Annotated in this window: 24 protein-coding genes and 2 pseudogenes; 16 read left to right on the forward strand and 10 right to left on the reverse strand. The window is 45.2% G+C overall.

What is annotated here, in order from left to right:
- The first annotated feature begins 15 nt into the window (after positions 1-15).
- The 7 genes from rhaD to OF158_RS06445 all read left to right on the forward strand — a co-directional run bounded on the left by rhaD (position 16) and on the right by OF158_RS06445 (position 4,725).
- The gene (rhaD, locus tag OF158_RS06415) at positions 16-852 is read left to right on the forward strand and encodes a rhamnulose-1-phosphate aldolase (RefSeq protein WP_035181864.1); all 837 of its coding nucleotides are present in this window, start codon (positions 16-18) and stop codon (positions 850-852) included.
- A gap of 333 nt (positions 853-1,185) precedes the next feature.
- Positions 1,186-1,608, forward strand: a complete 423-nt coding sequence (mgsA, locus tag OF158_RS06420) for a methylglyoxal synthase (RefSeq protein WP_013859011.1) — start codon at positions 1,186-1,188, stop codon at positions 1,606-1,608.
- A 122-nt stretch (positions 1,609-1,730) separates the two neighbouring features.
- Positions 1,731-1,874: a hypothetical protein gene (locus tag OF158_RS06425; protein WP_164931347.1), complete on the forward strand. Its 144-nt coding sequence runs from the start codon at positions 1,731-1,733 to the stop codon at positions 1,872-1,874.
- 67 nt (positions 1,875-1,941) lie between these two features.
- Positions 1,942-2,265 (forward strand): hypothetical protein, encoded by a 324-nt coding sequence (locus OF158_RS06430; protein WP_035181861.1) that lies wholly within the window; start codon positions 1,942-1,944, stop codon positions 2,263-2,265.
- A 99-nt stretch (positions 2,266-2,364) separates the two neighbouring features.
- Positions 2,365-2,472 (forward strand): hypothetical protein, encoded by a 108-nt coding sequence (locus tag OF158_RS06435; RefSeq protein ID WP_110139056.1) that lies wholly within the window; start codon positions 2,365-2,367, stop codon positions 2,470-2,472.
- A 289-nt stretch (positions 2,473-2,761) separates the two neighbouring features.
- On the forward strand, positions 2,762-3,388 hold the full coding sequence (locus OF158_RS06440; protein WP_035181860.1) for a 5-formyltetrahydrofolate cyclo-ligase: 627 nt from the start codon (positions 2,762-2,764) through the stop codon (positions 3,386-3,388).
- Complete coding sequence (locus OF158_RS06445; protein ID WP_035181859.1) at positions 3,385-4,725, forward strand: MFS transporter; 1,341 nt, start codon at positions 3,385-3,387, stop codon at positions 4,723-4,725. Before OF158_RS06440 ends, OF158_RS06445 begins: the two co-directional genes overlap by 4 nt.
- Positions 4,726-4,921: 196 nt before the next feature.
- On the opposite strand, the gene OF158_RS06450 is transcribed toward OF158_RS06445, so the two are convergent.
- The 7 genes from OF158_RS06450 to OF158_RS06480 all read right to left on the reverse strand — a co-directional run bounded on the left by OF158_RS06450 (position 4,922) and on the right by OF158_RS06480 (position 11,506).
- The gene (locus OF158_RS06450; RefSeq protein WP_164931361.1) at positions 4,922-6,343 is read right to left on the reverse strand and encodes a DHA2 family efflux MFS transporter permease subunit; all 1,422 of its coding nucleotides are present in this window, start codon (positions 6,341-6,343) and stop codon (positions 4,922-4,924) included.
- A gap of 92 nt (positions 6,344-6,435) precedes the next feature.
- The gene (locus tag OF158_RS06455; protein ID WP_035181856.1) at positions 6,436-6,996 is read right to left on the reverse strand and encodes a TetR/AcrR family transcriptional regulator; all 561 of its coding nucleotides are present in this window, start codon (positions 6,994-6,996) and stop codon (positions 6,436-6,438) included.
- Between the two features lie 269 nt (positions 6,997-7,265).
- Positions 7,266-8,210: a TauD/TfdA dioxygenase family protein gene (locus OF158_RS06460; protein ID WP_035181854.1), complete on the reverse strand. Its 945-nt coding sequence runs from the start codon at positions 8,208-8,210 to the stop codon at positions 7,266-7,268.
- Between the two features lie 208 nt (positions 8,211-8,418).
- Entirely contained in the window at positions 8,419-8,787 is a 369-nt protein-coding gene (locus OF158_RS06465) for a DMT family transporter (protein WP_035181852.1), read from the reverse strand.
- 24 nt (positions 8,788-8,811) lie between these two features.
- Positions 8,812-9,582: an ABC transporter ATP-binding protein gene (locus OF158_RS06470; protein WP_080738135.1), complete on the reverse strand. Its 771-nt coding sequence runs from the start codon at positions 9,580-9,582 to the stop codon at positions 8,812-8,814.
- Positions 9,583-9,647: 65 nt separating this feature from the next.
- A complete protein-coding gene (locus OF158_RS06475) occupies positions 9,648-10,691 on the reverse strand; it encodes a taurine ABC transporter substrate-binding protein (protein WP_035181850.1) in 1,044 nt (347 codons plus the stop codon).
- Positions 10,692-10,717: 26 nt separating this feature from the next.
- On the reverse strand, positions 10,718-11,506 hold the full coding sequence (locus tag OF158_RS06480) for an ABC transporter permease (protein WP_035181848.1): 789 nt from the start codon (positions 11,504-11,506) through the stop codon (positions 10,718-10,720).
- A gap of 416 nt (positions 11,507-11,922) precedes the next feature.
- Between OF158_RS06480 and OF158_RS06485 the strand changes: the two are divergent.
- The 5 genes and pseudogenes from OF158_RS06485 to OF158_RS06505 form a co-directional block, all read left to right on the forward strand.
- Positions 11,923-12,295, forward strand: a pseudogene (locus tag OF158_RS06485) (IS1595 family transposase); the annotation flags it as partial.
- Between the two features lie 93 nt (positions 12,296-12,388).
- Entirely contained in the window at positions 12,389-12,934 is a 546-nt protein-coding gene (locus tag OF158_RS06490; RefSeq protein ID WP_035181846.1) for a GNAT family N-acetyltransferase, read from the forward strand.
- 173 nt (positions 12,935-13,107) lie between these two features.
- The gene (locus tag OF158_RS06495) at positions 13,108-14,241 is read left to right on the forward strand and encodes an AI-2E family transporter (RefSeq protein ID WP_035181845.1); all 1,134 of its coding nucleotides are present in this window, start codon (positions 13,108-13,110) and stop codon (positions 14,239-14,241) included.
- An 81-nt stretch (positions 14,242-14,322) separates the two neighbouring features.
- Positions 14,323-15,192 carry a Cof-type HAD-IIB family hydrolase gene (locus tag OF158_RS06500; RefSeq protein ID WP_035181843.1) on the forward strand — a complete coding sequence of 290 codons (870 nt, stop codon included), beginning with the start codon at positions 14,323-14,325 and terminating at the stop codon, positions 15,190-15,192.
- Positions 15,193-15,733: 541 nt separating this feature from the next.
- Positions 15,734-17,222, forward strand: a pseudogene (locus OF158_RS06505) (FAD-binding dehydrogenase).
- Positions 17,223-17,539: 317 nt separating this feature from the next.
- Here the strand turns inward: OF158_RS06505 and OF158_RS06510 are convergent.
- A complete protein-coding gene (locus OF158_RS06510) occupies positions 17,540-17,794 on the reverse strand; it encodes a hypothetical protein (protein WP_035181841.1) in 255 nt (84 codons plus the stop codon).
- Positions 17,795-18,263: 469 nt separating this feature from the next.
- On the reverse strand, positions 18,264-19,487 hold the full coding sequence (locus OF158_RS06515) for an IS110 family RNA-guided transposase (protein WP_013858393.1): 1,224 nt from the start codon (positions 19,485-19,487) through the stop codon (positions 18,264-18,266).
- Positions 19,488-19,898: 411 nt separating this feature from the next.
- Here OF158_RS06515 and OF158_RS06520 point away from each other — a divergent pair, with 411 nt between their 5' ends.
- Positions 19,899-21,296 (forward strand): MFS transporter, encoded by a 1,398-nt coding sequence (locus OF158_RS06520; RefSeq protein WP_043052504.1) that lies wholly within the window; start codon positions 19,899-19,901, stop codon positions 21,294-21,296.
- A gap of 281 nt (positions 21,297-21,577) precedes the next feature.
- Here OF158_RS06520 and OF158_RS06525 read toward each other — a convergent pair whose 3' ends face one another.
- Positions 21,578-21,988, reverse strand: coding sequence for a helix-turn-helix domain-containing protein (locus OF158_RS06525; protein ID WP_014095515.1), 411 nt, complete (start codon positions 21,986-21,988; stop codon positions 21,578-21,580).
- A gap of 603 nt (positions 21,989-22,591) precedes the next feature.
- Between OF158_RS06525 and OF158_RS06530 the strand changes: the two genes are divergently transcribed.
- From OF158_RS06530 to queE, 3 genes are all read left to right on the forward strand, one after another.
- Positions 22,592-23,953, forward strand: a complete 1,362-nt coding sequence (locus OF158_RS06530) for an IS4 family transposase (RefSeq protein WP_043052472.1) — start codon at positions 22,592-22,594, stop codon at positions 23,951-23,953.
- Positions 23,954-24,230: 277 nt separating this feature from the next.
- A complete protein-coding gene (gene queD / locus OF158_RS06535; RefSeq protein WP_017551483.1) occupies positions 24,231-24,722 on the forward strand; it encodes a 6-carboxytetrahydropterin synthase QueD in 492 nt (163 codons plus the stop codon).
- Complete coding sequence (gene queE, locus OF158_RS06540; protein ID WP_017551482.1) at positions 24,712-25,437, forward strand: 7-carboxy-7-deazaguanine synthase QueE; 726 nt, start codon at positions 24,712-24,714, stop codon at positions 25,435-25,437. Before queD ends, queE begins: the two co-directional genes overlap by 11 nt.
- Positions 25,438-26,021: the final 584 nt, after the last annotated feature.

Below are 26,021 nucleotides of genomic sequence, written 5' to 3' on the forward strand. Positions count from 1 at the left end.
AGGAAGGGAAAGCACATGGCAAACATAAAGACGAAATGGGATATCATTGAAGCACCTTTTACACAAGAAATGATGAAAACGACCGCCAATTTGTACCGGCTTGGCTGGGACGAACGGAACGGCGGGAATATCAGCTATCTTCTAAAAGAAGAAGAAGTGGCGCCGTATCTCGATGTGAACGCCGTTATCCGGGCTATCCCGGTCCAATTCGACGCAAGGGCGCTTGCCGGCAAATATTTTATTGTCACCGGCTCGGGAAAATATTTTAAAAATGTGGCCGACAATCCTGCTGAAAACCTCGGTCTGATCCGTGTCGCACAGGACGGGCAGAATATTGAACTGCTTTGGGGGCTTGAAGGGGGCGGAATGCCGACAAGCGAGCTGCCGTCCCATTTTATGAGCCATATCGCAAGGCTTGAGGTTGATCCGGAAAACCGGATTGTTATGCACAACCATGCGACCCATTTGCTCGCAATGACATTTTCCCATCCGCTTGATGAAAAAGCTTTTACGCGCACGCTTTGGCAAATGTGCACGGAATGCCTCGTCGTATTCCCGGAAGGTGTCGGCATCATTCCATGGATCGTGCCGGGCACAAATGAAATCGGCGAAGCGACGGCAGCGAAAATGAAAGACTTTCGCCTTGTCATTTGGCCGCATCACGGCATTTACGGCGCCGGCCGCACGATGGATGAAACGTTCGGTCTGATTGAAACAGCGGAAAAAGCGGCGCAGGTTTACACCTATGTGCAGGCGCAGGGCGGCATAAAACAAACCATTACCGACCGGCAGCTGAAAGATTTGGCCGATGCATTCGGCGTCGTGCCGCGGGAAGGATTTTTGGGAGAATAACAGCCGGAATGGCACGGAAGTTTCGTGCCATTCTCTTAAAATTTTATATGATGAAATGAAAATGCCGGCATTCCAATTGCTTGATAACTCGGTGTCAAAGAAGAAGACATCCCGAATCTCGCAAAAGTTGTGTATGCAGATGTGTATACGGGCGGCAACCCGCGCGGCATAAGCGTGGAAGAAATCGAAGCATTGTACAAATCCATGCTGCATGATCCCAGTGAAAGCCTAGGGTAAAAAACGGGTGGTCCTGGAAAACGGGCCATTCGTTTTTTTTATAATATTATCGTATTATAGTAGTAACGTTATTTTTTGGAGAAGGGAGTTTTCCAGTTGAAAATTGCTTTTATTGCCCATGATAAAAAGAAAGAGGAAATTGTAAACTTTGCGGTTGCCTATGAGCCGGTATTCGACGGCCATGAATTGTACTCGACCGGCACAACCGGCAAGAGGATTATGGAAAAAACCAATTTGAAAATTACCCGCTTCAATTCTGGCCCGCTCGGCGGCGACCAGGAAATCGGCGCAATGATTGCAAAAAATGAAATGGATCTCGTTTTCTTTTTCCGTGATCCGCTCACGGCCCAGCCGCACGAACCGGACATTACCGCTTTACTCCGTCTTTGCGATGTCTATTCGATTCCGCTTGCCACCAACATGGGTACAGCTGAACTGCTCGTCCAGGGCTTAATGCGCGGCGATTTAAACTGGCGCATGATTGTGCATGAAAAGGAGAAGAAGAACAAGGGGGAATAAGAATTTCCGCCATATTCCATGCCAGCTTCCGGTGAAGGAAAATTAGGATTTCCGCATTTTGGGAATCCTTTTGGTTCCCCCGTCATTGGATTGGAATGCCAGGCACAGGCTGGGATAAATGGATGTTAGCCCCTGATGCGTTCCTGGATAGAGTGAAAGGGGGCTATCCGGGAACAGCAGGAAAGCGGTTCAGCAAGTACATTGAACGGAACCGCCGCGAATACTACGAAAATGCGGGCGGCAGAATGATGAGCGGGCCGTTCTAAGGGCAGGGTCAAATCGAAAAAACCTGCCGGCACCGAAAGAGGTTTCCCCGAACCGGAGAAATGGGCGATGAACGAGCAGGAAGTGCTTGACGCAATCAAAGAGTGGGAAAATTTAAGTGCCAATCGGGAAAACAAAGTATTGTACGAAGCCCGGCTGAAATTTTTGCGCGACCAGCTTGCGAATATCCGCGGGGAAAGAGAGGAAGGGCTCAAAGAAGGGATACAAAAAGGGATTGAAGAAGGCAGGCAAAAAGGAATCGAAGAAGGGGTACAAATAGCAATCAAAAAAATGCTGAGCAAAGGCACCGCACCCGAAACGATCGCAGATATGCTCGATTATCCGCTTGAAGAAATCAAAAAAATCCAGCGGGAAATAGAACGGGGCCATTAATGTTTCCCTGCAGTCCGGGTGGTGAAAAAAGGGGAGAAGTCAGGCATCAGTTTGCTGCAACTAGTCAACATTTGATCACAATGGCAATCCGGCTATTCTATGAAATTCGGCCTGATTGCCGTAAACCGAAAAACGCAGGAACGGATGATAAAGGAAAGCGGGCGCTATCTCGGAGAAATGGCACAACTAAATGCAGGAAAAAGATAAGAAAAAGCCCCCATGCCGTATGCAGCTTGGGGGCTTTTTCTGTTGCAGCAAAGGATGCTAAGCAACTGTCATTGCCAGCGGGGTTCAGGAGCTCCGGTATCCCGGAAAAGCTGCCTCTTGCACCCGTTGAAAGTGGAATTCAACAATAATCTCGAATCACTTTGGCGTGGATAACCGGGGAATTTTAAAAAGTAAAAAAAGTACTTGCCATTCCCAAGGGAGCGAATCAGAAAATCCCCTCTGGTCTCATACACCCGGGGGGCATTTTCGTTTCCACTTCAGCCCAAACATGGTAAGATGGAAAAGCGCAAATTTTGATGGGTGTTCCGAGGTGAAGAAAATGGACAAGGCGGAAATGCGAAGAGAAATGATCGGCTGGTTAAAGCGGCTGGATTTTAGCGAAAAGCAGGCCATAGAAGAAAAACTGCAACAAATTTTATTTTCCTCCGGTTTGTGGAAAAATGCCGGAACGGTTGGCGTGACGGTCTCCCAACATTTCGAATGGGATACGAAGCGGATCATTGAAACCGGGTGGGCGCAGGGGAAAACGATTTGTGTTCCAAAATGCGTGCCAAAAGAAAAAGAGCTCGTTTTTTACAGGCTGGATGATTTCGCGCAATTGGAAAAAAGCTTTTTTAACCTGCTCGAGCCGAAACCGGAAGAAACGGCAAAAATCGAAAAGCAGGCCATAGACCTGCTCATCGTTCCTGGCCTTGTTTTTGACAAAAAAGGTTTTCGTATCGGTTTTGGCGGCGGTTATTATGACCGGTTTCTTGCCGGTTTTCCCAATCAGACCGTGTCTTTGGTCCACTCGTACCAATTGAAGGAGCATGTCCCCAGCGAATCTTATGATATTCCGGTCCGGCAAATCGTGACGGAAACCGGAATGTTAAAAGGGAATGGAGGGATTTTATGAAGAGCAGAACGTTTGTCATGGTCAGTATTGTCCTGGCAATGCTTGTGTCATCGATTGACGCAACGATTATGAACACCACAATGCCTGTCATTGCAAAAGAACTCGGCCGCTTTGACTTGTACGCATGGGCATTTGCTTCCTATATGATCACCAGTACTATTTTATCCCCGGTTGCGGGCCGGTTGTCCGACTTGTTCGGGAGGAAAAAAGTGTTCGGGTCCGGGATCGTGCTTTTTTTCGCCGGGTCGCTTTTATGCGGCATGTCATCCGGGATGATTGAACTGATTGTCTTTCGGGCTATTCAGGGCATTGGGGCAGGTTTTATGGTCCCGTTCCCGGCCATTATCGCAGGAGATCTGTTTTCTGTTGAAAACCGCGGAAAAATCCAGGCATTGTTTACTGGCATGTGGGGATTATCCGCTGTCCTGGCGCCGCTTTTAGGCTCGTTTTTTGTAACGTATTTAACGTGGAGGTGGATTTTCTTTGTCAACCTGCCTGTCTGCCTCATTTCATTTTTAACGCTTTTGCCTTATAGCGAGCATTACGCGCCGAAAAAAGCGCGTGTCGATTACATAGGTGCTGCATTATTTGCGGTTGCGATCACACTCCTGCTTTTGGTCACGGTCGTACACCGCAACTACTGGTTGTTTGCGGCAGCCGGAATCCTTTTTCTTCTCCTTTTTTATTTTTATGAAAAAAGGCAGGATTCCCCGATTGTGCCGCTTTCCATGTTTAAAAATAAGACATTTGCCCGGATGAATGCCAACTCCTTTATCGGGACGGTGGCATTGTTTGGCGCTTCCAGCTATGTGCCGCTGTTTTTGCAGAAAGTAACAGGGCTGTCTCTGCTCATGAGCGGGGTTGCGCTGCTCGGGTCATCGATCGGCTGGATGGCCGCTGCAGTCCCCGCCGGAAAATGGATATTGCGGTACGGCTACCGGCGGCTGCTTTTAATCGGGAACGGGCTTTTGCTTGTTTCGGGTTTATGCTGGATCTTTTTAAATCCGGGCCACGGGTTCTGGTACGTCTTTCTCGTCATGATTGTCCATGGCGCTGCGTTCGGGCTGCTTTCGACGGTTGGAATTATCGGTTCCCAGCAAATGGTGAGCGCCCATGAAAAAGGAGTAGCCACTTCGTTTTTTATGTTTTGCCGGAACATGGGAACTGCGATCGGCGTGACTGTAATGGGCGCCTTTCTGACAAGCGGGTCTACTTATATGCAGGGCATTCACCATTTGTTCCTGTTCGGCTTTTGCGGCAGCATTTTGGCCTTTTTAACTTCTTTCCTGATTCATAATGATACGAGTGAAAGCGGAAAAACAGCAGCAAATCAATAGGGCTTGCTGAATCAGCCGGTGCCTGGCAGGGGATCTAGCAGCTCTGGGCGAACTTCACGTTTTACTCGAAAACAGGCTCTTTCGCAGATCCATGATTTGGTAATATTGAGGCAGAGCTTGCCGGCAAATCGGATTTAATCAGCAAACCTTAATAAACCCGTCTTAGCTTATCAGGCTAAAACGGGTTTTCTGCTCCTCAACAGGGGGAGTCCGTTTCTTTTTTTAACTGCATTTTCCTTTGCTGGTCCCGCGGCTTTTCCAATACACCAACGGTTTGGACGGTAAAGGAAAGGGCAAATCCGATGACTGCCAGGATGAGCGTGAACATAAAACCGTACTGGACGCCGTTTGTTAAGGCCGCTGCGGCACTTTGCCCGCCTGCCCCTGTATAAGCGTGTTCGCCTGCAGCCAGCAATGTGGCAGACAAGGCAGTGGCAATCGCGCCGCTCACTTGCTGGGCGGTATTCATAATCGCGCTGCCGTCAGGGGACATCTCTTTCGGCAATGCGTTCAGCCCGTTCGTTTGCGCCGGGGACATAACAAGCGGCGCGCCGACCATGAGCAAAAGATTCGCTGCAATCACAAAAAGAAAAGAAGATGTTGTTTGGACACAGATAAACATTGCACCAGCTGCGATGCAGATCAGAAACCCGATTCTGACAAGCCATTTTGCGCCGTATAGATCATAAAGCTTGCCCGAGACAGCCGACACAATCCCGTTTACAATTCCCCCTGGCAAAAGAAGGATGCCGGTAAGCGCGACAGCTACCAGTTTTCCGCTCTGCCAGTACATCGGCAGCAAAAGCATGGATGACATGATAATACTGAAGACGATCATAATCATCAGCGTGCCAATGGTGAACATTTTATGCTGGAAGGCACGCACATTCAGCATCGGCTTTTCCATTCGCAATTGCCGGATAGAAAAAATCGCCAGAGCCGCAACACCGATTGCAAGGGCCGCGATGACTTTTGCATTTCCCCAGCCTGCATCCCCCGCGGAACTGAAGCCGAAGACAATCCCGCCGAACCCGACCGTGGACAGCACGATAGAGAGCACATCGATTTTTGGCCGGGTGACTTCATTTACATTTTTACAAAAGATGGCGGAAATGATCAGGGCAGCAACCAAAAACGGCAGCATGACCCAGAAAATCCACTGCCATGTGAGTTTGCCCAAAATGAACCCGGCAGCGGTCGGGCCAATTGCCGGCGCAAACATAATGACAAGCCCGACAACGCCGAGTGCCGCGCCTCTTTTATGCGGCGGGAAAATTGCCATGACCGTATTAAAGATCAGCGGGATGAGAATGCCAGTTGCGATTCCCTGAACGAGCCTGCCGATGAGTAAAAAGGTGAAGGTATGGGACACGGCTGAAATGAGTGTGCCAATGATAAATGCGCTTAATGCGCTCAGCAGCAGCTGCCTTGTTGTAAACCATCTGATCATTAAGCCGGATACCGGCACCAGCACGCCGACAACAAGCAAATATCCGGTTGTAAGCCATTGGACGGTGGAAGCTGTAATGTGCAGATCTTTCATCAATGAAGTTAATGCAATATTTAAGGCTGTTTCGCTGAACATGCCGATAAAGCCGCCAATTAAAAGCCCGAGCATAATCGGAAATTTTTTAAAATCACTTTGCAATGGTAAAATCTCCCCTTTATTTTTAAGTAGACCGGTCAGTACAATTTGGAGAAAAAAGAACATCAAATGTTCTTTACTATTTTTGGGATTTGTTCTGCGACTAATTGAAAATAGGAAGCATCCTTGTATGTGATCGACATCGTCATCGCGCCTTCGATTAAGGTATGGAACAAAACAGCGGTTTGCCTTGCACTTTCCTTTGTGAAGCCTTTTTTTATCAGATAATCGGTATCGGTTGCGATCCATTCCTCATACGCATTTTTGCACGCTTCCCTGATATTTTCGTTAAGGCTTGCACTTTCCGAAGCGAGCAGGCCAATCCGGAAGTCCGGCTGATCGCCGAATATTTTTTCAGCGACATGTAAAAGCTGCGCCTGCATGGCTTCAATCGGATCGTCGCAACCGGCAAGCAACTGCTCCAGTTCCTGCCTCACTTCAACCTTGACACTGTCAATCGCGGCAATCGCAATTTCTTCTTTCCCGTTTGGAAAATGGTAATATAAAGAGCCTTTCGGTGCGCCGCTTTCCTCAATGATTTGATTGATGCCAGTCGCATGGTAACCCTGCACCTGGAAGAGCTGTTTTGCCGCCTGGATAATTGCTTCTCTTTTACTCTTTGCCATCTTATCTTATTCTCCTTAAATTGTACCGATCGGTCTATATATTATCATTAGCCGAGTAAATTTGTCAACAGAGCGGATTGCCTCAAATAGATGACTTTGCTTTTTTACGATATCCGTGGCCGCGTGGTTAAGCGGGGATAAGCAGAATTAATCTGATGGATGCGTAAGAGAGAAGGAAATTTCAGGATAAAATTATATCCCGCAGACCAAAACAGCTTACCGCGGGATATAAACGAAAAATGGAATCCATTTTTGGAGAAGTGGGACCGTTAGGATAAAGCTGTTTTAAAGATAGCCGGATCCAATATGGCCTTTTCTTTTTTCTTCATTTTACTTTTCTGGCCGTCTATACTGATCGGCACCTCTCCCTTTAGAGTGACTCGCCTCACAACGCGTTTCTGCTGACCATAATCGTTTACAGCATAATGCTGGGTTGCGCGATTGTCCCAAATGACAACATCTCCGGCAGACCATCTCCAGCGCACTGTATTTTCCAATTTTGTAATACGATCCTGCAGCAAGGAATAAAGATGGTTGGAGTCGGACAAAGAGAGTCCAAGCAACCTTTTTGTAAACTGTCCTAAAATCAGGGTGCGTTCCCCTGTTTCGGGATGGATGGCTACAACCGGGTGTGTTGTCTCATAAATGGTGGAAGTGAATACTTCTTCATGGTAACGTATATCTTCCTCACTGGCCTTTGAATGATAAGCACCATAATCATATTCGTTTGTGTGCAGCGCCCATAAATGGTCCGCAAGACTTTTCAATCCATCCGGCAGGTCCTGATAAGCAGCAGCTGTATTGGCCCAAACGGTATCACCGCCCGTTTCAGGAATCGTCACCCCACGGAGAATGGATATTTTCGGTATGGCGTCTATGAATGTGACATCAGTATGCCAGGCATCCGCTCGGCCACCGTGTGTCGAATCAAGTTCAAATATGCTGCCTGTTCCACTTCGTTTTGGTACAGTCGGGTGTGCGAAGAGCTCACCGAAAAGGCGGGCAAAAGCTTCTTGGCCTGCATCGTCCAGATGGGTCTGGTGACGGAAAAATAGCACTTTATACTTTAATAGAGCATTTTGTATGGCTGCCACTTCAGCAGGGCTCAAATCAGCAGACAACCGGATATCCTCAATTTCAGCGCCAATGCGCGCAGTAACCGGTTTAATGTTTAATACGGCATTTTTGGATTGCGTATGATTGTCGTAGCTCAATTTTGTTTCCTCCCTTTTTTGTAGTATTTTAGGAAAAGAAAGTTCAGAAAAATCAAAAAGGCCAGTCTACCGCGGGGGTAAACTGGCCTTCAGCTGACTGATCGGCACAAGTAAATTCCAAGTATTCTTATGAACTTTCTTTATTTAAGAACATTATAACGGTTTTTTATGGAAAGTCAACATTTAAAATTGCAGGGTAGATGACGTATTAGTTGTTTGGCCGTTGCATTTCCGGTACTTCAGATCCCTGCTCATGTTCGTTCCCGAAGCTGAAATTTAGGCCAATCACTCCTCCAATGATCATAAGAATGAAAAAAATTTTAGCAAATGTCATAGGCTCTTTGAAATAGTAGACAGAGACGGCTGTAATGAGTACAGTGCCAAGGCCTGACCAAACAGCATACGCAATGCTTACATCTATTTTTTTAAGCGATAATGTGACGAATGTAAGGCTGAGCCCATAAAAAAGAAATAAGAAGATAGAAGGCACCAATTTTGAAAAGCCGGCAGAGAATTTCATGGAAGTTGTACCGAGAATTTCAAAAAAGATCCCGAGTAAAAGAAAAATCCAACTCATCTGTACACCTGCTTTTGCTTGTTTTCATTTTTTTGTAAGTTTTTTAAAACTCCGAATGTCTGTCAGCAAACGTGCACTCCATTGATGGAAGTCACGGTCAGTTTTTATTTCCTCGATAGAGCGGTTTTCAGGTCGAAAAAGTGGGTTCGCAAAATCAGCTGAAAGGCTGCCGGGATTTGGTTTCATTAATATAATCCGTGTACCAAGCAGCAGAGCTTCTTCCACGTCATGAGTAATAAACAAAATGCATTTTTTCTCTTTTCTCCATATTTGAAGCAAATGGTTCTGCATAGATGCACGAGTCAATGCATCAAGCGCGCTGAATGGCTCATCCATCAAAATGACTTTTGGATTGGTTGCGAGTGTCCTTGCAATGGCTGCCCTTTGCTTCATTCCACCTGACAGCTGATACGGCAATTTTTTTGCAGCTGCCTCCAATCCGGTGAGTTGTAAATAATGTGCAATAAATTGTTTCCTTTCTTTTTTAACCATTTTTTTCATTTTTAATCCGAAAGCAATGTTATTTTCTATTGACAACCATGGGAATAAATTCGGTTGCTGAAAAACGACGCCAACATCCGGGCCCGGCTTGGCATGTCTGATGCCATCGATAATAACTTCCCCTGAATCCGGCGTCTGAAAACCGGCGATCACGTTCAGAAGGGAAGTTTTGCCGCAGCCGGAGGGCCCCAGTATACAAACAAAGTCATTTTCATAGATGTCAAGATTGATATGTTCCAAAATGTTCATCTCACGCGCGCCATACCGTAAAGAAAGATCTTTCACTTCAATCATTTTACGGGCTGAAGCAGGAATGTATGCAGATGGGTTTGGTTTTCCAGACATGTTGTTCCTTCTTTCTATTGATATAAATTGGTATACAACGCTTTCTGGTAAGTTTTTAAATCCGGGGCCGAAGGGATATTTTTTTGCTGAACCATATAATCTGCTGTATCTTTCAGGATCGAAGCTAGCTTCCCGGTTCGGCCCGCTGAACCGAAATATTCTTTTTGCTTTGCTTCATCAAGCCAAATGATTTGTTTCATTGTTTTTAAGCTCTCTTCCGGAGAAAGTCCGAGTTCTTTGGAGAGCAATTGTGCCGACTTTTCCGGATGGTTTTCATAATAATGTACAGACTGGTTCAATATTTTTACATATGCACGGATGACATTCGGATAATGCGCGGCAAACGTATTGCTTACAATTCCAAACTCCCCAGTGATGATTCCCTCTTTTGCAAGAAGTTTTGAATTAGTGATCATCTTTCCGCCGCTATTGATCAATTTTGTTTGAATGGGTTGCCAAATATAGGCAGCATCAATATCTTTTCTTTTCCAGGCGGCATAAATGTCCTGCGGCTGCATGTCAAGAATCGTAATGTTTTTTTTTTTCGGATCCATCTTTTCTTTTTCCAAAGCTTTTAACAAGCTGTAATGGGAAGTTGAGCTGAATGTTGTTGCAATTTTTTTCCCTTTTAAATCTGCTAATGTTTGAATGCCGGAATCTTTTTGTACAATCAATGCCTCACTTTCGCCGATAATATCATGCAAGTAATAGACTTTGTAAGGCAGTTTGTTGGCAATGCCGATGGATCCGGGGGGCGTGCCGACAAGGCCGAAATCTATGCTCCCGGACGCCATCGCATTGTTGACATCCCGCCCGGAATCAAATTTTATCCATTTGATTTTGACATCTGGATATTTTTTCTCAAGTAAGCCGAGGGCCTTTGCCAGCAGTTCACCGTTTGGGGAAACCTGGTAACCTAACCTGATTTCCTTTGGCAGCGCATGGCTTGGCCTAGAACTATTGGCTTCCCCTGTTCGGCTTCCAGAGCAGCCGGAAAGCAGTAATACAATCAGCAAAAGAAAAATTTCAATTTTAAAACATTTTTTTGTAAACAACATTTGTCATCCCCCTTTTTATTCGTTTCTCATTTTCCCACCCAAGAAAATTTTGCGTGCTGGAACCATCTGATTAGGCCATCCATAAGAATGGCGATCCCTGCCATAATGAAAATGCCGGCGAAGACAATGTCACTGCGCAGATATTTGCTGGCATCAAGTACCATCCAGCCTAATCCCGAAGTGGCAGCTACCATTTCCGCAGCGACCAGTGTGGCATACGTCACACCAATTGCGGTGCGAAGGCCGGTTACAATATCAGGAAGGGCAGAGGGCAGCATAATGTGGTACAACATTTTCCATTTCGATGCACCCAGTGTATATGCCGCATGAATACGGTCCTGCGGCACTTTTTTCACGCCTGAAACAGTGGCAAGAAAGAGGGGGGCAAAAGCGCTTAAATACAGCAATGCCACTTTCGAACGATCATCAATTCCCATCCATAAAACGAGCAGGGCATAGTAGGCCAATGGCGGAAGCGGCCTATAAAATTCAATGATTGGATCAAAAATAGCAAGTACGTATTTTGAATATCCACAAATTATCCCAAGCGGAACAGCTGTTAAAAAGGCAATTACTAAAGACGTGAATAGCCGGTATAAGCTAGCGGATATATGGGTTGTTAATGAGGACCCCTTATACCCGTCCCTTAAAAGCTCCATGAAAGTACTGAAAACACTTTGGGGGGCGGGAAGAAAAATAGGGTTGACCCACTTCAAACTCGTACTGACTTCCCAAAGAATAACCAAGAGCGCGATACTGATCACGGAAATGACTTTAGGGAGTAATACCTGCTGTAATTTTGTTTGGTTTTTCAAAATGATCCCTCCTTATATGTAAGAAAATGTAAAAAGGTTCCCATTTATTTTCTGTAGAAAATCAATGGGAACCTCCAGTAGACTGGTCGGATAGTATATTATTCACATCAACTTAGTAAGTATAATAGCAATGCTTTACATCTTTTGTCAACCTTTCATTTATCATTTTCCAACAGAAACACGTATAAAGCCGCAGCCCATGATTTTTGCTGGTAATAGCTAAGCTACCATTTATGATGAAATAAGGGCATATAATTGATTTGAGGGTCCATACAACACGGGTTGCACCCAATAAATCATGTTAATTTACTAAAATCAAACATTCTTCCTATAATAACAGTAAGGAGCAGGTCTGCGTTTTGGTTGCGAGGGATCGTCAAAACAAACCTTCTTTAACGTGATGAGGGTCGTATTTTAACCAAGCAATTGGTTCCAAGGTATCCGTTACGAATCCCCTTTTTACAGACGCCTGGAGAGCTTTCAAAGCCTATGCAAAAGAAAAAGGAATCGAACATTACCCGTTCAAATCCTGTGGAAAGGAACGGGTAAAAGGGCTTTACCATATCCAAAATGTTAATAACTATTACAGCCGCTTAAAGGGTTGGATGAACCGATTCAACGGCGGGGCAACCAAGTACCGCGACCATTATTTGAGCTGTTTTTGTATTTGAATACGATCCGCCTCCGAACGATTATCCAACTGTATGTAGGCTGATTGTCGACAGCTGCTTATTTCCGACAATGGCGACTTATGATAAATTGAGGTTATCTATATTCAGAGTTTCATAAGCATTATTCAACTATTGGGGCAGTCATGTTAAAGAGGGTAGGTATTTAGGCTTGTGCTAGAAAAATTCTTTTTCAGAATGGGAAGGTGCCAAAATGAATATTGCAGAAGAAATCATAATTTCTCCATTAAAGGATGAATTAATTGAGGACATCAATAAAACAAATGATTATTTCAACGTGTTTGGTAAGGTTGTACCCAGTCTTCAATCAGGAAAATGGTCTTTTGAAGAGATTCTATTTGATGAAACTAAAGAAATTCGTTTCCCAGATGATAAACTGGATTGGAGCCGTTATATAAACCGTGAAGATAAAGCTCTATTTTTAGCTTATAAGAATCATAATTGCATTGGGCAAATTAGAATAATTAAGGATTGGAATCGCTTCTGTTATATTGAAAATATCGCTACAAAAAAAGAATTTAGAGGATATGGAATCGGGAAGTTGCTTTTAACTAAAGCGGAAGAATGGGCAAAAAAAAGAAAACTTATCGGAATGTCTTTAGAAACGCAAGATGATAATCTTGGAGCGTGCAGGTTTTATGTGAAACAAGGATTCATACTAGGTGGAGTTGACACATTGAAACAGTCATATAATCCAAATATAGAAACCACTTTGTATTGGTATAAGCTATTCAAATAACGGGTGCTAATCTTCAATATGAATCTAAAACAGGGATCCCACATCGGGTCCTTGTTTTATGATCATTTATCCACAATATTATTTAACATAGCTTTTAAAATAAACCGGAAAAAAGTTTCCTTTTCAAGTATAATCAAGATAAGAAAATAAACAAAAAATGACGGAGTGGTTGGATGAAAGAAATGAAACTCGGTTTATGGGCTAAATACATACTGCTGGCGGTTGTGGCCGTGCTTGTTGTAAAATATTTCAGCACGATTCTGGGCGCGCTCGGGGCGGTTTGGCATGTTGCATTCCCGCTTGTGCTCGGGGCTGCGATTGCCTATGTGCTCAATATTTTAATGAAAAAAGTGGAACGCGTTTATTTTCCGAACGCGCAAAACAAATTCATCCGCGCAACACGGAGGGGCGTCAGCATTCTTTTTTCGTTTGTGGTGATTTTCGGCATTGTTTCCATTCTGGTTTTGATCATTGTGCCGCAATTGATCCAGGCTTTTACAGTGTTGATTGATGCCATTCCGCGCGTTTACACGAAAAGCTTGGACTATTTCCAGTCAAACAGCGGCAAGTACTCCAGTCTCGGAAAGTTCATCTCCAGCCTGCAGGTCGATCTGGATGCAGTCACAAAAAAATTGACCGCATCTCTTTCCAAAGTGGTGACCGGCATTTTGAATTCGACGTTTTCCATCGCCGGCGCCTTAACAAGCGGCGTAATGAACCTGGTCATTGCCATTATTTTTGCCATCTATATTTTGGCGGCAAAGGAGAAGCTGGCTATTCAGGCGGATAAAGTGGTCCGTGCTTTTTTGAAAAAGCAGACGGCGGACAGATTGTATTATGTGCTCAAGGTGGCAAACCGGACTTTTTCAAGCTTTATTGTCGGGCAATGTGTAGAGGCCGTGATTTTAGGCTGCTTATGTACGGCAGGCATGTTTCTTTTACATTTTCCATATGCTGCCATGGTCGGGGCATTTATCAGTGCAACGGCCTTGATTCCGGTTGTCGGCGCGTATTTGGGTGCCGCATTTGGCGCATTTATGATTTTAACGGTGGATCCGATGAAGGCGCTGTTCTTTCTGGTTTTCATTATTGTGCTTCAGCAAGTGGAAGGCAACATTATCTATCCGCGGGTAGTGGGTTCGTCGATCGGGTTGCCGGGTTTGTGGGTCCTGGCGGCGGTGATCATCGGGGGCGGCCTTGGCGGGATCGTTGGCATGCTTTTCGGTGTGCCGGTTGCCGCCACATTGTATAAGCTGCTAAGCGACCAGGTGGAGAAACGGCTGCAAACGCCACCAGGGAGTAGATGAAACAAACGGGGGCAGGATGTATAGAGACGGGAATACGCCTCTCGAAAAATTACCGTCCGGGTACAACAGGAAGGAGACAAAATGAAGCTGATTGCAATTGATTTTGACGGGACGTTATTATCTGATGACGGAACGATTAGCGAAGAAAATGCTGCAGCGATTCGGAAGGTACAGGAGCGGGGAGATATTGTGGCTGCCTGTTCGGGGCGTTCGCTTCATGATACGCGGCATATTCTTAAAAAGGCAGGCCTTGATTGCCCGGTGATAACGGGAAACGGCGCCATCCTCTTCTATTCGGATCAATGCATTTTAAAACTTGTAATTCCGGATAAAGTACTGGACGACATGCTTCCGGAACTGGAAGCGCAAGGATATTATTACGAGTTATATACCAACCAGGGCGTGTATTTGCTGCAAAAAGGGAGAAAGCGCCTTGAATCGGAAATGCGTTCCTTGCACGAAAAAGATGAAACATTTTCCTTGGAATGGGCTGCCGGCCAAATTGAGCTCCAGATGCGGCAGTACGGGATTCATTATTTCCGCCATTATGCTGAGCTGGACCTTGCGCGTTTGGAGGTTTATAAAATTTTTGTATTGTCCTTTCGTCCTGAACGGTTAAAGCAACTTCGCAGCCGGTTGGGCGGGAGGCAGGATCTTTCGATGACAACATCGGGACGCACGAAGTTGGAAATTGCCCATGCGGAAGCCAGCAAAGGCCATGCCCTTCAGTTTATGGCCCGCCATTTGAACATCCCGATGGAAAATACGGTCGCAATCGGTGACAATTTCAACGACCTGTCAATGTTCGAAGCAGCCGGCACCAGCATCGCGATGGGAAATGCGGAAGAAAAAGTGAAAGCACAGAGCACCTATGTCACAAAAGCCAATCATGAAAACGGCGTTGCGCATGCTTTGCGAAAGTACATATTGGGGGAAAACGAAGGGGAATAAAACCAAAAAAACAGCCACCGTTTGCTGCCCATCTCCTCATTTTGCGGCATGCTTTTTAAAACAGCCGTTAGAAAAATTGCGGGCATTCTCATCGGTGCCATCATCGAGCTTTTACAATTATCCTAGGGGTGATTGACATAAATGACGTGATTTTTAATTTTATCGGCACGATGGCTGGATATGGCTGTTTTATCGTTTTTTCAAAAATATTTAGGAGGATTGTAAATAAAAACAAGATACGGCTGAATCCTTTGTTGGAATACATTTATCACATAGCCAAGTAGACTTCTCTTACCTGGCTTCCCGGCCAGCGACGGGCGCGTTGGCCGGGAATTTTTTTATCTCCTGCTGTTTTTTCATCTCACTTAAAAAGGAAATTTCAATTTTTTGTCGAAATGTTAGCATACAATGTTATGCCGGCCGGGAGAAGAAAATGGTCTCCTTTTTGCCGGCTGCAGATACCCGCATCGTTGAAATACTTTACATAGGATATTTTCAATAATAGACATGGCCATGCTTTATGGAAAAGGGGGAGGGCTTGATGAAGTTCGATGCCATTGTCGTCGGGGCGGGGCTGGCCGGCTTGGTTGCAACCGCAGAAATGGCAGATGCCGGGAAAAAAGTGCTGCTTCTGGACCAGGAGCCGGAAAACAGTATGGGCGGCCAGGCCTGGTGGTCGTTTGGCGGGCTATTTTTAGTGGATTCTCCGGAACAAAGGCGGCTGGGGATAAAAGATTCCAGGGAACTGGCATGGCAGGACTGGCTTGGTACTGCCGGATTTGACCGGGAGGAGGATGAAGATTACTGGGGAAAAAAATGGGCTGAAGCTTACGTCGATTTTGCTGCCGGAGAAAAAAGAACGTGGCTGCACAAAATGGGCGTGCGCTTTTTCCCGGTTGTCGGTTGGGCTGAACGGGGCGGGCATTTAGCGACCGGCCACGGCAATTCCGTTCCCCGCTTTCATATTGTGTGGGGAACCGGGCCGGCACTGGTGGCGCCTTTTGAGAAAAAAGTTCGGGAATATATGAAAGCCGGTTTGGTCCAATATTTGCCCCGCCACCGGGTGGATCATCTTTTAAAAGAAAATGGCACTGTTGCAGGGGTAGCCGGTTCTGTTTTGATTCCCAGCACAAAGAAGCGGGGAGAGGATAGCGAAAGAGAGGTTATTGGCGATTTCGAATATAGGGCCGAAGCTGTATTAGTGGCCAGCGGGGGCATTGGCGGGAATCTTGATTTCGTTCGGAAAAATTGGCCGGAGCGGCTCGGAACGCCGCCTGCACATATGTTATCGGGCGTTCCTGCCCATGTGGACGGCAGAATGCTTGGCATTACGGAAGAAGCGGGCGGGCGGATTGTGAACCGCGACCGGATGTGGCATTATACGGAAGGCATAAAAAATTGGAACCCGATTTGGTCCAACCACGGTATCCGTATTTTACCCGGACCATCCTCCATTTGGCTTGATGCAGAAGGAAAGCACTTTCCCGTCCCTAATTTGCCGGGATTTGACACGCTCAGCACACTGGAAGCCATTCAAAAAACCGGCTATGGCTATTCGTGGTTTATTTTAACGCAAAAAATTATAGAAAAAGAGTTTGCGTTGTCTGGATCGGAGCAAAATCCGGATCTTACCGGCAAAAGTATCCGGAAAGTGCTGGGCAGAGCTTTGCCCGGCGCGCCTGAACCCGTCCAGGCCTTCATGGACAAGGGAGAAGATTTTATCATTGCCCATAACCTGGATCCGCGTTGCCCCGCCGCATAAAATCCTCGACCCTAAAAATGGCCCGCTCATCGCCGTGCGCCTTCATCTTTTAAGCAGAAAAACATTAGGCGGACTGCAAACCGATTTATCCGGGAGAGTATTGGATTCTGAAGGCCACACCATACCCGGTTTGTATGCGGCGGGTGAGGTTTCCGGATTTGGCGGCGGTGGTGTCCATGGCTACAGGGCCCTTGAAGGAACCTTTCTGGGCGGCTGCCTTTTCACCGGAAGAATGGCCGGCCGGGCGATCGCAGCGGCACGAAGTTAATTTGACAACATAACGGACCTCGTGATTTTTTCACTGGGTTCACATGCAAAATGCCGGTCCAGGCAGGATTCCGGGTGTTTAAACCTGGAATCCGGACTCTGAATGTCATACGAAACAGTCTGCTCTCTCGTATGCTGTCGCAACCTTCTATACGGCACCTAAATAGGGAATGGGCGAAAATGGCCCAGCATTACGGGGCAACCTTTACTTCAAACACAACCCACTCAGACATCAGCCGCCTCATCCCTTTATCTTCTTTGCGTGCATATACGTCAACGCTTTTTTCATTTATTTCGCCCACGGAATATTCCGCTCCGTCAGGCCTGATTCCTTGCATATCCGACAAATTTTGGTAGTTTTGCGCTCTTAGGAAGATTCTCAATAAAGCTGTAAGTTGTCTTATCGCCGGCAATTCTTTCTATTCTTGCTTTGTCTTTGTCATTGACCAGCTGGGACATTTGCGTTTCAATATCACTCGATGCTTTGTAAACGCTGGCGTAAATCCAGCCTGTGAAAATAAGGATCAAAGCAGCCGGCAAAAAAATCATGATTTTTCTTTTGGAAAAGTGCATCATTTTTCTCCCCTGAAAAAATAGTTGTCTTACAGATGCTTCCCAACCCATATTATGGCACAGACAAATGGTGAAAGCGAGGGCCAACTTTAACAAAATGGAGAAATAAAGATTATGAGAAAGCGCATGGGCATGTGCGCTTATTTTGATTGTTTGCGCTCGCATTCAAAACGGGTTATTTTGGCCGAAAATGCCCGCCAAACTTAATTTTTTTCGAAAAAAGATGGGGCCCGCATTCCTAAAAAATTATTTTGAAAAGAAAAAATGGAGATAAACAGGGTATATATGTTTTTACTTGGAAGATCATGAAAAAGTCCTACGGTGTGATGTCAAGGGTTAAAAACAAGTGAATTGGAAATTTTGTTGGCTCTATGTCGTAAAAATGGCAATACTGAACTAAGCCTCCAGATAATTAGAATAATCTGGAAGTTTTCAAGTTCAGGCTATCGATGATGGTTACCTGGTTACCTCATCGCGTCACCTTCTTTTTCGGCGCATAAATTTGATCGTTGCGGAGCAGCGCATCGATCAGGCGCACCAGTTTTCTTGCCGTTAAGACGAGGGCGCGTTTGTGTGAGTGCTTATGCACCTCACGATATTTCTTTTGGTAAAAGGCGCGGTACTCAGGTTCGTGTCGCCGGACCAGATTGGCAGCCTCAACCAGGTAATACCGGAGATAACGATTGCCTGTACGCGCAAGCATTTTGTCATCAGCCTCAAAATCACCCGATTGGTGGCGGGGCCAGAACAATCCAGCAAATTTTGCGATCGCGGCTTGGTCGTCAAAGCGCTCAATGTCGCCGATTTCAGCGAGAATCCCAGCACAGCTCACCGGGCCTATTCCCGGAATGGTCTGGAGGGTATTCGGGATTCCATCAAGAACGCGGGCAATCGCCTTATCCAAATCCTTGATTTGGCGTTTAAGATGCCGGATGATCTCAATAGAACTGCCCAGGACCAAGTCAATCGAATCCTCCACACATTTAGAAAGCCGGTAAGAGGACCGGGCAGCTTTTTGGATGGATGCGGCCAAATCCTCGGGATCGCTAAAGCGGCCATGGCCTTTGGTCTGGAGATACATCGCTAAGTCCTCCAGAGGCATTTGGGCAATTTCATCGAGGCTATAGGCCTCAAGCAAAAATTCCGTTATGGCATGGCCGAAGACCGGTGTATCCACTTCAAGGTTAAAGGCACTGAATTTGAAAAACAGATGATTCAAAAATACTTGTTGTTCCCGGGTTAAACTTTGAATCAGGTGATAGCGCATCCGTGTTAACCGTTGAAGGGCAAGGTATTGTTCTGACTGAATCACGGATTTCGGCAATCTCCCGAAACGCAAGCGGTCCGCAATTACCCAGGCATCTTTGGGATCGGTCTTGTCCATCTCGGCATAAGCCTTTTTGAAATTTCTCACCAGCTTCGGATTCAGGGTAAACACCTTTGTACGACGCTGTTTCAGCTCGGGATCTTCATGGAAAAACATTGCCGGGTGCCAACTATACACAGATGTGGCCTCCATGGCGATCTGGATGGTGTCATCCGCCTCCGCATGTTGGAGGATGGCGTCTCTTAACTCAGAGGCACCGGGAAGATTGTTTGTCACCGTTTGGGTGGCCAACGTTTCCCCCATTCCATCCATCAGGCAGGCATCGAGGTTTTTGGAGCTCACGTCAATACCGACAAATAAGGGCATATGATTTCCTCCTCTCTGTATTGGGATCGATGGAATCGGACGCTTCGGGATATCCCCAGATGGCTTGCCGATCTGTCAGCCTCGCGTATGAGAACTCATCCGGGCCGTGGGCTGCCTGGAACTGCTCATTTCCAGCACGGAGATCCGGAGGAACGGCCTACGGGTTAGACGTTCAAGCAAGAACCTGGGGATGCAGATTTTTCGAGTAGTCAGGCTACAAGGAGGGGAAGCATTGACCCAAACGATCCTAAGACCATTATCCGGGAACATCGCGAAGCGTCCAAGTCCGAACTTGTATTCCGGGCTCGCCCGGAATACAAAATCTTATATTCACTTGTCAATGAGCAGCAGAATGAACTGGAAATTGACATCCACTTTGGATTTAAACTTATTATACGAGGAGGTTTTTGCATGGATCATTATGCCAGCCGTTTGGAGGGCGATTATGCCGGGATCCAAAAGCCGGTAACGCAAACAGGAGAATTGCAACGAAAGGAAAAAATCGCATACGGCGCAGGGGATATCGGGTATAATTTTCTGTTTGACCTCGGGCAAATCTATTTGCTTAAGTTTTATACGGATACGCTCGGGCTTCCGGCTTCCATTGCAGGAATGGTATTTTTAGTGACAAAAATTTGGGACGCTTTTTCGGATTTTACGATTGGTACGGTTGTGGACCACCGGAAAAAAATCGGGCCAAAGGGGAAATTCCGCCCTTTCATTCTGTATACCGCAGTTCCGCTGGCGCTGATGACGGTGACGAATTTTCTTTCACCGGATTTTTCATTAAACGGAAAAGTGATTTGGGCCTTTGCTACATACATGGCTTTCGGCACCATCTACAGCATTTCCAGCATACCATACGGTTCAATGGCCCCGGCAATGACGAAAAAAGCCAATGAACGGGCTGAATTGTCCGCTTTCAGGCAAGCCGGCGCCAATCTTGGATTGCTCATTACAACAGTCAGTTTTATGCCGGTTGTCCTCCTGTTCGACAATCCGAAAATCGGATATCCGGTGGCGGCTGCGATTTTTGCAACGGCCGGTATATTGCTGCAAATCTATTCTTATAAGCATATAAAAGAGCGCCATGTCGAACTGGAACCGAAAAAAACAAACCACTCGGTTAAAGACAGCTACAAGGCGCTTGTCAAAAACGGCCCCCTTTTCATTGTCAGTCTGGTCAATTTATTTACCATTTCAGCCTACAATGTGAAACTGGCCGTCCAGGTGTATTACTGCCAGTATGTACTGCACAATGTCACCGTCGTTTCCTATATGGGATTTTTCAGCATGGGCTGCGCATTTTTCGGGATTGCCCTTGCCCCTTTTGCTCAGCGAAAAATCGGGAAAAAGTACACGTATATGTTCGGCTGTGCCATTTGGGCTGTTGCCGATCTGCTTGCTTTGTTTTTTGCCCATAATGCCGTCCTCTTTATTGTATTTGCCTGCCTCGCCTTTTTCGGAAACGCTTTTGTCAACAGCCTGAACTGGGCATTGATTTCCGACTGTGTGGAATACGGGGAATGGAAAACCGGAAAGCGGACGGAAGGCATTGTCTACTCTTTTTTTACATTCTTTCGCAAATTGTCGCAGGCTGTCGCCGGGTTTATTCCCGGGTTTGTGCTGGGCATTTCCGGATATGTGCCGAATGCCGTCCAGTCTGCAAGCGCCATTTTCGGTATCAAAGCGCTTATGTTCATCTATCCGGCAGCACTGTCCATTTTAACCATTGTTGTATTCGGCTTTTTCTACCGCCTGACGGAAAAGAAATATAAAGAAATCGTGGCGGAGATGAACAGCAGGTAATGCAGGTCAAGGGAGCAGTTTCAACAAGCAAACGTCCAATTTTGGAATGAACAAACAGGGAATTGGAAAGAAAAAATGCTGATTTGGAAAGAAAAATACAGATTTTGGAACAAAAAGGAAAGTCCGGAAAGCAAGATTTCAAGTTTAAATGAATTGTTCGGGAGGTAACAGGCACCCTCCCGAATTTGGAGTGAAAAGCCGCCTCTTTCCAATATACAACGCAAACTTTTCATCTGCAAAGTCTGCGTTGTATATTGGATAAAAATCACATAAAACTGTCGTCAATGAGACCGTTCTCCAGTTCCTTTTTCAACGCTGGAAAAGTGACTTCTTTGAACTCCTTGTTCGTCCGGATCAGCTTTTGCCAAAGTATACGTTGCCTTAGTGTAGCTGAATCCAAGCCTGTGTAACATCTTAGAAACACCCTTGGGAGTAAAAGACTGCTGAAACTCTTGTTGAATCCAGTCGGCAATTAATTGGAGCGTCCAAGTGTATTTTGCTTCGAAACCGACTTCTGCAGGTGTTTTATTCACGATGGTATCGGCCAACTGTTTCTGTTGTTCTTTACTTAACTTTTCGGGTTTACCTGTTGTTTTTTTCATTTGTAGCCCGGAAATTCCACCTTCTTCATAAGAATGAAAGTATGCCATAACCGTCTGCCGATTACGTCCTATAATCTTAGCGATATCCATATAAGTAGGGCTTGCTGAACGAATCCGGTTCTGAATTTGTACCCAATTTGTCTGCAAACTCCATCGCAAAATATATGCGAAAATGCGTGAGTTTGTCTTCTCCGGACGTTGAATCGGCTTTCGCGTGCAGGCATTTCCCTGGATTTGTTGTAAAACCTTTGCATTTAAATGGTTGCCAAAGCTGTCAGCATCCTTGCCAAATCTAGGAATTTCGCTTATTCAGCAAGCCCTAAGTATGGCCTTCTAGGTGTAATAGCACAGAAAGGTAACGCTCATAAAGACGTTTATCTTTTGTATTTTTCATTGCATTTCGTAAGGATTCAATTTCTTGTTTTACCATTTTTTCTCCATCCTTTTTGGTATCATTACAGACTTTATACCCGAAAAAGGACCAAAAAATTGAGCAAAGATGATTAGTTCATCTTATATAACTTAACTCAACTTTCGCACCTAGAAAATCATAATAAATTCAGTGCTGGCTAATGTCTATTACGTCTCAGATACAGCACTTGACAGTAAAATTAATATATGAAAAAACACCTCTACTTTTGGTATAGTTGATTTATCGAAAATCACTACCAAATAGAAGAGGTGTCTCCTACTATGATAGCGAAAAACAGCCTGAATAATCAACTACCAAATGAAATAAAATCAACATTTAAAGAGTTGAATATGTTGAAACACTTGCGAATCGCCGGTATTACGAAGTCCTTTGGTTTTTCTTGTGCCTACATTTTTCAATTGATTTTTTGTATGATCTTTGAAAACAAAAACTGGTTCAGGATGTTGGAAAGTAAGAAAGCTACAGACATTCCAGCCAAAGATACCGTTTATCGGTTTCTCAACCAATCAACGTTCAACTGGCGTCGTTTCCTCCTTTCACTGGTTGCCTCAGTGATTGGAAAAGTTTCGAAATTGACACGTCATGACCGTCCGAAAGTATTGATTTTAGATGATTCATCTTATGACCGGAACCGAAGCAAACACGTTGAGCTTCTGGCTCGCTGCTTTGATCATGCATCTCAAAAAATGCGTTTTTACAAAGGATTCCGCATGTTGACATTAGGATGGTCTGATGGCGCAACATTCCTACCCGTTGACTTCTCATTATTGAGTTCGAAAAAGAGCCAGATCAACGGCATATCCGAAAATATCGATAAACGCAGCTCCGGTTATAAGCGCCGAAAAGAAGCATTACAAACGGCACCAGAACAGATTCCTGGCATGATTGCCCGGGCGATGAATTCTGGTATCGATGCTTCCTATGTTCTAATGGATTCGTGGTTCACCCAACAACCTCTCATCAAGGAGATTACAGAACAAGGTCTTGACGTAATTGGTATGGTCAAAAAATTAAAACAACGCTATTTTGTCGATGGTAAGCGTGTTAGCCTAGATGAATTGTATCGTCTAGCTAAACCGACTAGTGGAAAGAAAGGAATCTTGCGTTCCATCCATACAACGCAGGCCAATGGCGTGCCAATTAAAGTTGTCTTTGTTCGCAACCGCAACAAGAAAAGCGACTGGTTGGCGATTTTGAGTACAGACTGTACACTGAGTGACCAGGAAATCATCCGTATTTACGGGATGCGTTGGGATATTGAGGTTTTCTTCAAAACAACAAAGTCCCTATTAAAACTACAAAAGGAATTCCAGAGTCGTTCATATGACGCGCTTATCAGCCACACGACCATTGTGTTTGCAAGGTATATTGTCTTGTCATGGCAAAACCGTTGCAGTGTAGATGACAGAACATTAGGTGGCATGTTTTATGAATTATGTGATGAAATAGATGACCTTGATTGGGCTGTTGCATTGCAGCAGTTAGTCGAGATTCTTGAAGATACTCTGGATAAAAGTAATAAGAAAATTCAACAACTGATCAAAAGTCAACTACAACAATGGATTGCGGGTCTGCCGAATTATATCAAGGTATACCTACCTGTTTCAGTCTGCGAAAGTTGAGTAACTTAAGTTTTATCAATGGACGGTTCAAAGAGAACTCGCTGTGGAAATTTCAACCGGAGTTTTAAAAGGCGCAGCATTTGGCCTATATGTTAAAAGCATTTCCGAGGAACAATGGGATATGCGAATGCCGGGCATTTTTTCATTTTAATGGATATAGACTAGTCTACGGTTTCCGAGTTTAGAAAAAGAAGAAGGTGAATTCCAAAATCTTTCTGGTTTTCCAGAATACCATTATAATAGAGAAATAAGCAATGATCAGGAGAGGATGTTAACGTTGAGTGAATATCACATTCCGGAGAAGGTCCAGATATTTGGAAAAGATATTCGGAAAGAGCAATTGAAGTATCATCATAAGAGAACAGCTGTAACAAAGGAATTTACTTTCGATGCTGCCCATCATTTGCATTTGTATGAAGGAAAATGCAAAAGCCTGCACGGCCATACATACAAAGTAAAAATAACATGCAGTGCGTACTTAAATGAAATTGGCATCAGCATAGACTTTGGCGATCTGAAAAAGATATTTCAGGAAGCGGTTGAGGAAAAACTGGATCACCAATATTTAAACAACGTTCTTCCGCCAATGAACACCACTGCGGAAAATATGGTGGTCTGGATGTGGGAAGAGATTGAAAACCGGCTTAACCAGCAAAAAGATTACAAAGACCGGGGAGCGAGATTGGAAGAACTGGTACTCTATGAAACACCAAAAAGTTATGCAACGATGAAACGGGAATGGATGGAGGAAGAAACAGATGGTAAGTAAAATTCCGGTGATCGAAATATTTGGTCCAACGATACAAGGGGAAGGTATGGTCATCGGAAAGAAAACCATGTTTGTCCGCACGGCCGGGTGTGATTATGCCTGCAGCTGGTGTGATTCTGCTTTTACCTGGAACGGGGAGGAAAAAGGCCGGATTGTGCTGATGACGGCAGAGGAGATCTTCCAGAAGCTGAAAGAAACAGGAGGAGAAAACTTTAGCCATGTCACGATTTCGGGAGGCAATCCACTTTTGTTGAAAGGCCTTGGTGAACTGGTTGATTTGCTTAAAACCCATCAAATCCGTACAGCAGTTGAGACACAGGGATCGCGCTGGCAAAATTGGCTTCCGGACGTTAATGATGTGACCATTTCGCCAAAGCCGCCGAGTTCCGGCATGCACACAGATTTTGAGACTTTGGATAGGATGATTGAACAGTTAACACTGGCGGGAAGCCATTTTTGCTTAAAAGTTGTCGTTTTCGACGAGAAGGATTTTGATTACGCCAAAAAGATCCATAAACGCTATCCTGCTGTTCCCTTCTATTTACAAGTCGGCAATCCGGATATTGCTTTGCCCGACCGGGATGCGTTAGCGAAAATGCTGATCGGAAGATACGAATGGCTGGTGAATCTAACCTTGCAGGCAGAAGAAATGAATGATGCTTATGTCCTTCCGCAGCTGCATGCATTGGTGTGGGGGAACAAGCGGGGCGTATAAAAAAGATGTTATTTTTATTATAGGATGCAAAAAAACGGTGAGACACGATTAATGGCGGTGTCTCGCCGTTTTTTTGTCAGCGGCTTCATTCAAATGTTAAGGAGTCGCGGAAAAAGAAAGTCCTTCCTTAACCTAGAGCCTGTCTACGTTAAGAAAGCAAGCAAAAACGAAGGCCTTCCTTAACATAAAATGCATCTATATTAAGTAAGCGTGAAAAAACGAAGTCCTTTCTTCACATAGAGGACGTCTACGTTAAGGAAGTGCGGAAAAAAGACGGCCTTTTTTCACCTAGAGCCCGTCTACGTTAAGGAAGCAAGCAAAAACAGAGTCCTTCCTTAACCTAGAGGACGTCTACGTTAAGGAAGCGCGGAAAAAAGAAGGTCTTCCTTCACATAGAAGGCGTCTACATTAAGAAAGCAAGAAAAAACAAAGTTCTTCCTTAACCTAGAGCGCGTCTACGTTAAGGAAGCGTGAAAAAACGAAGTCCTTTCTTCACCTAGAGCCCGTCTATGTTAAGGAAGCAAGTAAAAACGAAGGCCTTCCTTCACATAGCCCCCGCCTATGTTAAGAAACCGCGAAAAAAC

The sequence above is a fragment of the Weizmannia sp. WK01 genome, assembly GCF_025905465.1.
GTDB classification, from domain to species: Bacteria; Bacillota; Bacilli; order Bacillales; family Bacillaceae_C; genus Weizmannia; species Weizmannia faecalis.

Coding starts and splice junctions, on each gene's coding strand:
- OF158_RS06475 (WP_035181850.1), bottom strand. CDS start 10,691: ATGTTGTTTACAAAAAAATGTTTTAAAATTGAAATTTTTCTTTTGCTG.
- OF158_RS06490 (WP_035181846.1), top strand. CDS start 12,389: ATGAATATTGCAGAAGAAATCATAATTTCTCCATTAAAGGATGAATTA.
- OF158_RS06525 (WP_014095515.1), bottom strand. CDS start 21,988: ATGGATATCGCTAAGATTATAGGACGTAATCGGCAGACGGTTATGGCA.
- OF158_RS06530 (WP_043052472.1), top strand. CDS start 22,592: ATGATAGCGAAAAACAGCCTGAATAATCAACTACCAAATGAAATAAAA.
- OF158_RS06495 (WP_035181845.1), top strand. CDS start 13,108: ATGAAAGAAATGAAACTCGGTTTATGGGCTAAATACATACTGCTGGCG.
- OF158_RS06435 (WP_110139056.1), top strand. CDS start 2,365: ATGAAATTCGGCCTGATTGCCGTAAACCGAAAAACGCAGGAACGGATG.
- rhaD (WP_035181864.1), top strand. CDS start 16: ATGGCAAACATAAAGACGAAATGGGATATCATTGAAGCACCTTTTACA.
- OF158_RS06500 (WP_035181843.1), top strand. CDS start 14,323: ATGAAGCTGATTGCAATTGATTTTGACGGGACGTTATTATCTGATGAC.
- OF158_RS06510 (WP_035181841.1), bottom strand. CDS start 17,794: ATGCACTTTTCCAAAAGAAAAATCATGATTTTTTTGCCGGCTGCTTTG.
- OF158_RS06430 (WP_035181861.1), top strand. CDS start 1,942: ATGAACGAGCAGGAAGTGCTTGACGCAATCAAAGAGTGGGAAAATTTA.
- OF158_RS06445 (WP_035181859.1), top strand. CDS start 3,385: ATGAAGAGCAGAACGTTTGTCATGGTCAGTATTGTCCTGGCAATGCTT.
- OF158_RS06450 (WP_164931361.1), bottom strand. CDS start 6,343: ATGCTCGGGCTTTTAATTGGCGGCTTTATCGGCATGTTCAGCGAAACA.
- OF158_RS06440 (WP_035181860.1), top strand. CDS start 2,762: ATGGTAAGATGGAAAAGCGCAAATTTTGATGGGTGTTCCGAGGTGAAG.
- OF158_RS06425 (WP_164931347.1), top strand. CDS start 1,731: ATGTTAGCCCCTGATGCGTTCCTGGATAGAGTGAAAGGGGGCTATCCG.
- OF158_RS06470 (WP_080738135.1), bottom strand. CDS start 9,582: ATGATTGAAGTGAAAGATCTTTCTTTACGGTATGGCGCGCGTGAGATG.
- OF158_RS06455 (WP_035181856.1), bottom strand. CDS start 6,996: ATGGCAAAGAGTAAAAGAGAAGCAATTATCCAGGCGGCAAAACAGCTC.
- OF158_RS06520 (WP_043052504.1), top strand. CDS start 19,899: ATGGATCATTATGCCAGCCGTTTGGAGGGCGATTATGCCGGGATCCAA.
- OF158_RS06465 (WP_035181852.1), bottom strand. CDS start 8,787: ATGAGTTGGATTTTTCTTTTACTCGGGATCTTTTTTGAAATTCTCGGT.
- OF158_RS06515 (WP_013858393.1), bottom strand. CDS start 19,487: ATGCCCTTATTTGTCGGTATTGACGTGAGCTCCAAAAACCTCGATGCC.
- queE (WP_017551482.1), top strand. CDS start 24,712: ATGGTAAGTAAAATTCCGGTGATCGAAATATTTGGTCCAACGATACAA.